We start from the raw sequence: 9,832 nt of genomic DNA, 5'->3' as shown, positions 1-9,832 counted from the left end.
TGAGCCTGATATTGCTCCACCAAGAACAGTGCCTGCACCAGGAATCATTTTGAGTAAATTGGCGACAATTACTTTACCCACTGCAGTCATTCCTCCTGTACCCCCAAGAGCAGATATCACCATGCCCAGAAAGGCTCTTTCAACCGTTAATCCAAAAATGCTGGTGATATTAGCAATCATTACCGTTTGCATCGTTACCAAGATTGGCGCATCAGAAAACGGAATTGGTGAGGCACCAACCAATGCTGAACCAGTAACATAACCCGTAACATATTTAAACGCTTCACCTGCTTTTAGTTCAATATTTCTAATCTGTTCTCTCAGAAATGCTTTGCGCTGGGCTTCCGGCAGTAAATTTGCCGTCACTTCTACTAAACGCTCTAAACCATGGGCTGTCACCGTATAATCATCATCGATTGGTTTTGATTGTGCTAGCACTGGAATAATCTGACTAACCGGTAGATTCTTACCCTCTAGGAAAGCAATAAACTCACTACGTTTTTTCGTTAAGGTTTGAATCAGCACTAAGATAACTGGTACATCTTTTTGTTGGAAGCTCTTTAGCCATTCTTCCTCAATCGGATCCAATCGAGCAGTCTCATGATTAAGGCAATACCACACCACATGAATGTGTTCTTTTGCCTCTAGTTTCCTTTGATCATCAATTAGTTTCGAGATATCTCCCCTTACTCGTTCAATCTGTTCAGCTTTAAGTTCTAGCCCTGGCGTATCGTACACTGTAATCGGGCAACCTGTTTTGGTATAACGACGAATGGTTTGAGTAACAGGATAGCCCACGCCTGTTTCTGCCAGGCGAGAGCGAAAAATTGTGTTTACTAAGGTACTTTTTCCTACACCAGTTTTACCAATTACTAAAACATTACATTGTTCAACTTTGCTCTGGGCATCTTCATAGGCTTCGCTCATTTTGCCTAACAGTTCATCAAAGGAAATATGCTCTGACATTAGTAGTTTTCTCCTTTAGCAATTACCCAGAAGTCTTGAATCCAGTCATGAAATTTTACCAAAATCCTTGATATTTGTTTAAAGTCAGCGAAAAATTTGTTGACTTTGACCAAAAAAACTGCTTTAGTGTGGGATTTATTCAAAGTTTACACAAAATTGAGTTAATCATTTTTGTGTCTGTTACCATTTATACAAAAAAAATTTTTTTCATAGCTATGAGATACACAATATTTTTTCACTCTTGCCTATTGCCTATTGCCTATTGCCTATTGCCTATTACCTGCTCCCTGCTCCCTAAAACCCATAAATTTGTACCTCATAAGTATAATACTTGCTATAAGTCATTGACAAATGATACACAACCTGATCTTGTAACGAATGATGCGATTACAGAAATTCCTGCTAAAGGTTGGGATTTAATGCTTACTACAACCGTGAGTGATCCAAGCGTTCCAGGTAAGATGTTTACTCGCTTTTTTGGGATTTCACCTCGGGACACTGTCAGTCTCGATCCAGAACATCGGTTACTTCTGGAAGTTAGTTGGGAAGCCATGGAAAATGACGGGCACATTCCAAAACCCTTAGAAGGTCAGTCTACAGGAGTTTTTGTTAGTTTTACTGTAAATGATTATCAAAATAGATTATAAAGAGATAATTACACAAACTGAATTAGATCATATTACTCCCCTATGATGTCACTGGGTTTTCAATCAAGCTAGGAGAGCAAAAGATATTAACTGCTCATATCCAAAATAAAGCAGCTCCAGTATTAGCCATGAAAAATTACCTAATCGATATACACAAACCTTTAAATAAAAGGTAGTGATAAAGATGTAGTGATTTTGCTACGGCATAATGGAGGTTTCGGGAGCTAAAATCAATACTTGTGTACCACTACAAAAAAACTATGTAAGTAATCACCATTGCTGCTATATAAAATCAACTAAAGTAACAACTAAATCAAAGCGATTGGCCGTAGGCCACGCGGGGCGCGATTAGCCCAAAGGGCTACGCTACGCGATCGCACAGATAACAGTAAATGAAATAACTGGATCAAGGTAGAACTATGAACTTAATTCAATTCTTACAAGACCTTTCTATCAAAGGGGTTAAATTATGGAGTGATGGAGGAAAGTTAAGAACTGAAGGTTCCCAAGAAGTACTGACCACTGATGTTATGGCCGAATTAGAGCAGTATCAATCAGAAATCTTACAGTTACTAAACGAAAATCCAGATATATCCCAAGTCCATCCCCTCTCTTATGGTCAAAAAGGTCTCTGGTTTTTGTGGCAGCTATCACCCCAGGGTCATAATTATAATGTGTCATTTTCGGTTCGGATCTACTCCAAAGTAGATATAACTATTTGGCAACAAGTTTTTCAAGCTCTAAGGGAAAGACATCCGCTACTACGGAGTACATTCTCGAAGTTGGGCGAACAACCAATCCAACAACTACATCAACATCAAGAGTTAGACTTCTTACAGATAGATGCTTCTAGTTGGAGTGAAGAGGAGTTAAACAAAAAGGTAGTTGAAGCTCACAGACATCCTTTTAACCTAGAAACAGAACCAGTGATGCGAGTTAGGTGGTTCACTTGTTCCGAGCAAGACCATATTATGTTACTGACAATACATCACATTGCTTTAGATGGTTGGTCCTGCAACTTAATTGCCAAAGAGCTACCACAACTTTACCAAGCTCAACTAAATGGGCTTGAGGCATCCCTACCACCACTACAGTATTCTTATCAAGATTATGTTAGTTGGCAAAAGGAGTTAGTAGAAGGAGAAGAAGGAGAACAACTATGGAACTATTGGCAACAAAGATTGGGTGGGGAATTACCGGTCTTGAATTTGCCTATAGACAAACCACGACCCCCTATACAGACTGATAATGGTGGCAGCTATCCCTTCAAATTATCCGAAAAGTTGACTGAACAACTGAAGGAACTAGCTCAAACAGAGGGTGCAACTCTGTATATGACTCTGTTGGCTGCTTTTCAAGTGCTTCTGTATCGTTACACAGGTCAAGAGGATATTTTAGTAGGTTCTCCTACTTCTGGTAGAACAAAAGCGGAGTTTGCTTCTCTTGTTGGTTACTTCGTGGACTCAGTAGTGATGAGAGCAGATTTGTCAGGGAATCTCTCTTTTAGAGATTTCCTCTCTCAAGTACGCCAGACAGTCCTGGGATCGCTAGCTCATCAAGATTATCCCTTTGCTTTATTGGTAGAAAAGTTAGAGGTAGAACGTGACTCCAGTCGTGCTCCTCTTTTTCAGGCTGGCTTTGTACTACAAAAATTCCAGGAATCTCAAGATGTGTCAAAGTGTTTTTTTAGCAGCAAAAAAACCTTGATGAATTGGGGAGGACTTGAAGTAGAACCTTTTGTCCTCGAACACTATGAAAGTCAATATGATTTATTCCTGGACATGCTTGAAGAGGACTCATCTCTAGTGGGGTTGTTAAAATACAATGCTGACTTATTTGATGAGCAAACTATTGCCAGAATTGCTGGTCATTTCCAGAACTTGTTAGAAGGGATAGTGAATGCTCCGCAACAGAGAGTAACAGCACTACCATTAATGACAGAGGTAGAGCGAGAACAGATATTGGTAGAATGGAATAATACGAAAACAGATTACCCAAATGATAAATGTATCCATCAGTTATTTGAAGAGCAGGTAGAGAAAACACCAGATGCCATAGCAGTAGTATTTGAAGAACAAAAGCTGACCTATTGGGAATTAAATAACAAAGCTAATCAACTAGCTCATTACTTGCAAAAATTGGGAGTAGTTCCAGAAACCCTAGTGGGAATATGTGTAGAGCGTTCAGTAGAGATGGTAGTAGGTTTATTAGCCATACTCAAAGCCGGAGGAGCTTATGTGCCATTAGACCCGAATTATCCAACTTCCCGTCTCAAGTACATGGTAGAAGATGCACAACTATCCATCATCTTGACTCAAGAAAAATGGCAGCATCATCTATCGGAAACTATAGAAACTGTGATTTGTTTGGATACAGATGAAGAAATTATTAATCAACAGAGTCAGCAAATACCCGAAAATCATGTAACAGCTAATCAGTTAGCTTACGTTATCTATACTTCAGGTTCTACGGGTCAACCAAAGGGGGTAACTATTCCCCATCAAGGATTATTAAATCTAGTGTTCTGGCATCAAGGTACTTTTGAAGTCAAATCATCAGACAAAGCGTCTCAAATAGCCGGAGTAGGTTTTGACGCCTCTGTCTGGGAAATCTGGCCTTACCTGAGTGCAGGCGCTTGCTTACACTTAGTCAACTCAGAAACTCGTCTGTCTCCAGAAGCACTCAGAAATTGGCTAATCTCAGAACAAATAACAATTAGTTTTGTGCCCACACCTCTATTGGAGAATTTGTGTTCCTTAGAATGGCCTGCAAAAACAGAATTGAGAACTGTAGTCACAGGAGGAGACAAACTGCACAATTACCCATCGGCAGCTTTACCATTCTGTGTATTTAATAACTATGGTCCGACAGAGAATACAGTTGTTACAACCTCTGGGTTGGTAGTTTCAGGTCAGGAGGGCAGTATTTCACCACCTATTGGTAAGCCAATATCCAATACCAAAGTATATATTTTGGATAGAAATTTGCAACCAGTGCCCATAGGAGTAGCGGGAGAACTTCATATCGGAGGAGATAGTTTAGCAACAGGCTACCACAACCGCCCCGAACTTACAGCCGATAAATTTATTCCCAACCCTTTTGATAATTCAAAAGCCAACCCCTCCCTTACCCCCAAGGAGGGAAGTCAAAAGTCAAAATTATTATATAAGACAGGGGATTTGGTTCGCTACTTAGCCGATGGCAACATCGAATTCTTGGGTAGAATAGACCACCAAGTAAAAATCAGGGGATATCGTATCGAAACAGGAGAAATAGAAGCAGTTATCAATTCATACCCTAAAGTCAAAGAAACAGTAGTATTAGCAAGAGAAGACAACCCAGGAGACAAACGCCTAGTAGCATACATAGTACCAGAAACTCAAACCATAACCAGCTTCAACCGAGAACTATCAGAAACCCAAGTAGATAATTGGCAAGATATATATAACCAAAAAATCTACGACCAACTAAGTGAAGTAAGTGACCCCCTATTCAACAGCAGAGGATGGTTAAGCAACTACGATAACCAGCAAATACCAGAACAACAAATGCGCATCTGGGCAGGAGATATAGTAACTCAAGTATTAGCCCAGAAACCAAAGAGTGTGTGGGAAATAGGTTGTGGCACAGGAATGCTCCTGTTTCAAATCGCACCCCAGACACAAAAATATTACGGCACAGATATCTCCAATGTCTCATTAGAATACATTAAACAACAAATAGAACAGCAACCAGACAAATATGGTCATGTTTCCTTAGCACAGAAACGAGCCGAAAACATGGCTGATGTGGCTGATAACAGTTTCGATGTCGTATTGCTGAATTCCATAGTCCAGTGTTTTCCCAGTGTGGAGTATCTGTTGCAAGTAATAGAAAACAGTATCCGGGTAGTCAAACCAGGAGGAATGATATTTATAGGGGATATCCGGAGTCGGCCATTAATGAAAGCCTTTCACAGTTCGGTGCAACTGTATCAAGCAACTCCATCATTATCAGTAGAACAACTCAAGGAAAAGATAGACAGAAAAATGGAGCAGGAGACCGAGTTGTTAGTATCACCAGAGTTGTTTGTAGCTCTTAAAGAAAAACATCCAGAAATAACTAATGTACAAATACGTTTAGAGAGGGGAAGAGAACAGAATGAACTGAATAAATATCGCTATAGCGTACTGTTGCATATAGAATCCCAAGCAGCATCAATAATAGCACCGACTGTAGAAAGTGGAGCGGATATGAGTGCTCAAGAGATAGAAACTTATCTGCGAGACAAAGGGCCAGAATCAATTTGCTTTAGTGGTTTAGTGAATGAGAGAGTGGCTAATGACGTAGGTTTAGTGGAGTTCCTATCACAGCCAGAATCAAAACAGAATGTGCAGCAGTTGAGGCAGACGTTAGAGTCAAAGCCAGTAAATGGCATCGACCCAGAGAGGTTATATGAACTGAGTTCGGATTTAGGGTATAGCTTAGAGTTGTGTTGGTCTGCTCAGGGAAAAGGAGAATTGATGGATGGGGTATTTGTGCGCAGAGAGTTAGCCCAAGAAGGGATAGTGTTAACACCCCTAACTCAAAAATCGGTGGTAGCAAGTAACTGGCATCATTATGGGACTAATCCCTTGAGTTCCGAGGTAGCAAAGCAACTGGTACCGGAGTTGAGAGAGTATCTGGAGTCGCGGTTGCCAGAATATATGGTGCCATCGGGGTTGATGGTGTTGTCGCAACTGCCTCTGACTCCTAACGGTAAGGTAGACCGTAAAGCTTTGCCTGTACCGGATGTGGCTAGTAGTGTGTCAACGGAGTATGTAGCTCCACAAACGGAGACACAGAAGGCATTAGCAGAGATTTGGCAAGAATTGTTAGGAATAGAAAAGGTGGGAATATATGATAACTTCTTTTTTGATTTGGGTGGGCATTCTTTGAAAGCAACTCAAGTTGTATCTCGAATACGACAAGGTTTTGACATAGAGTTTCCTTTAAACAAAATATTTGAATCTTCTACAGTGGAAAGTATAAGTAAGTATATAGATGCGTGTATTTGGGCGGCTAAAACACATCAAATTACCCAAGATAACACAGCTAACCAACGTAATCAAGGAGTTATCTAGGTATGAAACAAATGCAAATGATAGAAGAATTTTTACTTGAGCTTCGCAACCAAGATATCCAACTTTGGCTTGAAGGAGAGCAACTACACTATAGTGCTCCTGAAGGAAAACTTACACCCACATTGCTGGCTCAACTGCGAGAACGTAAAGAAGAAGTAATCAGCTTTTTGCACACTGCCAAACAATCTGTATACTCACAGCAGTCTCAAATAAAACCTATTGATCGAAATAACTCCTTGCCATTATCATTCGCACAGGAAATGATGTGGTTTTGGCATCAGCTTTTGCCAGATAATCCGTTATACAATTTGCTGGTGAGCCTACAAATAGAAGGTCTGCTGAACGTAACAGTCTTAGAGCAAAGTCTCAACGAAATCATCAAGCGACACGAAAACCTACGCACCTGTTTCCCCTCTGTAGACGGGAAACCTATGCAAGTAATTTATCCTGTTGCCAACATCAATCTGTCAACAGTAGAATTACCATCATCACCGGAACAAACAACTCAACTCAAACAACTAGCTAGCACTGAAGCAGAAAAACCCTTTGACCTAGCCCAAAGCCCCCCGCTGCGTTTCACCCTAGTACGACTCAGCCGAGAAACTCATATATTAATGTTAACCATGCACCACATAATATATGACGGTTGGTCTATAGGCATACTAGCATCGGAACTATGTACATTGTATGAAGCCTACAGTCAAGGAAACCCCTCCCCATTATCAGAACTACCGATTCAATATGCCGACTACGCCCACTGGCAACGACAGAGACTCACAGGAAAGGTATTAGAAAAACATCTGAGCTACTGGAGACAAAAACTAGCAGGAGTTTCCCCAATATCCCCCCTACCAACAGACCGCCCACGTCCACAAGTGCAAAGCTTCCATGGAGGATTAGAAAAATTTCAACTCAATCAGAACTTGATACAAAAACTCACGCAACTAAGTCAGGAATCAGGTACAACATTGTTTATGACTGTGTTGAGTGCATTTTTTGTTCTACTATATCGTTATAGTGGAGAGTCTGACTTAATAGTAGGGACAGGAATTGCTAACCGCAACCGAGTCGAAATTGAACCCTTAATTGGTATGTTTGCCAACGTCCTTGCACTTCGTTCTCAATGTTCAGATGACTGTAGCTTTACCGAATTACTAACTCAAATCAAACAAACAACTCAAGAAGCCTATAAATATCAGGATTTACCATTTGAAAAGCTAGTAGAGGAACTTTCGCTAGAAAGGAATTTAAGCTACAACCCTCTGGTACAGGTGATATTTAGCTTTACAGATGTACCATCAATGAAATCTTGGGATTTACCAGGATTAAGGGTAATTCAGAGGGAAGAAGGTTTCAACTCTGTAATGGATTTAGAAGTGTATCTGTGGGAAGCACTATCAGGTTTAGAAGGCTATTTTGTTTACGACACAGACCTATTTGACAGAGCAATCATCACTGGGATGATGGCACATTTCCAAACTCTACTACAAGCAATAGTAGCAAATCCCCAACAAAAAATCTCAAAACTCCCCCTAATAACAGCAGCAGAAAAACAGAAAATTCTGCACGAATGGAAAAAACCCAAAACAGATTATCCCACAGACAAATGTATTCATCAGTTATTTGAGGAACAGGTCGAAAACAACCCCAATGGAATAGCATTAGTATTTGGACAACAAAAGCTGACCTATTCTCAATTAAATAGCAAAGCCAATCAACTGGCCCATTACTTGCAAAAATTGGGAGTAGTTCCAGAAACGCCAGTGGGTATTTGTGTAGAACGTTCATTCGAGATGGTAGTAGGTTTATTAGCCATACTCAAAGCAGGAGGAGCTTATGTAGCAATAGCTCCAACAGACAAATTACAGAATTTGCCATCCATTTCAGTAATATTAACCCAAAACCACCTCAAATCAAAATGGTACACCTATAGCGAGCAAGATGCTCGCGCTACGGTAGCTCAAATTCTGTGTCTAGACACCGAGTGGGAATCAATAGCCAAACAAAATACAGAAAACCTAAACACAGCAACAACAGCTACCAACCTCGCCTACATTCTGAATCAAACTTTAGTAGAACATCACAGCGTAGCTCAACGTTTACAATGGCTACAAGAAATCCTGAGAATAACTAATCAAGACATTCTGCTGCATAAAACCTCTCTGAGTCAAGATGTAGCGATTCTAGAAATAGGTTTACCTCTAATCAGTGGTGGTAGTGTAGTTATAGCTGCCAACTCAGAGCCCAAAGAATTACAGAAATTAATCGACCAGTACAAAGTAACCATAGTTCACCTGTATCCATCAGAACTCCCCTCGTGGTTAAACACAACTAACTCGGTAACATCTATCAAAAGTTGGCGTACGCTTCTTTGCAGTGGAGAAACCCTATCAACAGAAATAGCCAACAAATTTCTCCAAAGCTACCCAGTGTCATTGCACAACTTCTACAGTATCCCAGAAGCAGCAGGAGAAATCACCCACTGGTCTTGGTCAGAAAAACCAAACAGAGAAAAGGTACCCATAGGCAACCCTGGTCGGTTATCAGTTTATTTACTAGACCAACACCAAAACCCAGTCCCCAAAGGAGTACCAGGAGAAATCTATATCGGAGGTTCCAGTTTAGCCAGAGGTTATCTGCAGCAACAGACATCACTCGAATTTATCCAACATCCCAAATTAGGAAGACTATTCCCAACAACAGAAATAGGTCGTTATCACAACAAAGGTTATCTAGAAATAGTCGGAGCTAAACAACGGCAGACATGGATCAAAGGGAAGCGAATAGAACTAGCAAACATCGAAACCGCCCTATTATCAGCCCCCCAAGTAGAACAAGCTTATGTATTAGCTCATCAAACATTTCTGGTAGCTTATGTTGTGATGGCCGGAGTCTGGAACCCGAAACAATTACACTCCCAAATACAACAACAGTTACCCCCAGACATGATGCCAGGAGCTTATGTTCCCCTGGCTCGTTTACCGTTAACCCACAAAGGAAAAGTAGACGAAGTAGCATTAGGGCGTTTCCCAGTAATTGACGATAACGTAGTGCAACAATGGGAAGCAAAACTCAAAGCAGTGCCAGAAATAGAACAAGTAGCAGTGGTAGTGCAAC

Annotated in this window: 4 protein-coding genes; 3 read left to right on the top strand and 1 reads right to left on the bottom strand. The window is 40.7% G+C overall.

All coding sequences use genetic code 11. The features are described 5' to 3' along the window. A partial coding sequence (locus tag F6K52_RS25645) for a GTPase (protein WP_293084793.1) occupies window positions 1–966 on the bottom strand: 966 nt, incomplete at its 3' end. A gap of 215 nt (window positions 967–1,181) precedes the next feature. Here F6K52_RS25645 and F6K52_RS25640 point away from each other — a divergent pair. From F6K52_RS25640 to F6K52_RS25630, 3 genes are all read left to right on the top strand, one after another. Beyond that, window positions 1,182–1,613 carry a beta-ketoacyl synthase N-terminal-like domain-containing protein gene (locus F6K52_RS25640; RefSeq protein WP_293084789.1) on the top strand — a complete coding sequence of 144 codons (432 nt, stop codon included), beginning with the start codon at window positions 1,182–1,184 and terminating at the stop codon, window positions 1,611–1,613. Window positions 1,614–2,032: 419 nt separating this feature from the next. Next, window positions 2,033–6,715 carry a non-ribosomal peptide synthetase gene (locus tag F6K52_RS25635; RefSeq protein ID WP_293084786.1) on the top strand — a complete coding sequence of 1,561 codons (4,683 nt, stop codon included), beginning with the start codon at window positions 2,033–2,035 and terminating at the stop codon, window positions 6,713–6,715. 2 nt (window positions 6,716–6,717) lie between these two features. Then, on the top strand, window positions 6,718–9,832 hold a 3,115-nt coding region (locus F6K52_RS25630; RefSeq protein ID WP_293084783.1), incomplete at its 3' end, for a condensation domain-containing protein.

It is taken from the genome of Moorena sp. SIO3H5 (genome assembly GCF_010692395.1).
Taxonomy (GTDB): Bacteria; Cyanobacteriota; Cyanobacteriia; order Cyanobacteriales; family Coleofasciculaceae; genus Moorena.
The sequence above is the reverse complement of the archived record's forward strand: the minus strand, read 5'-3'. Positions and strand labels throughout refer to the sequence as shown.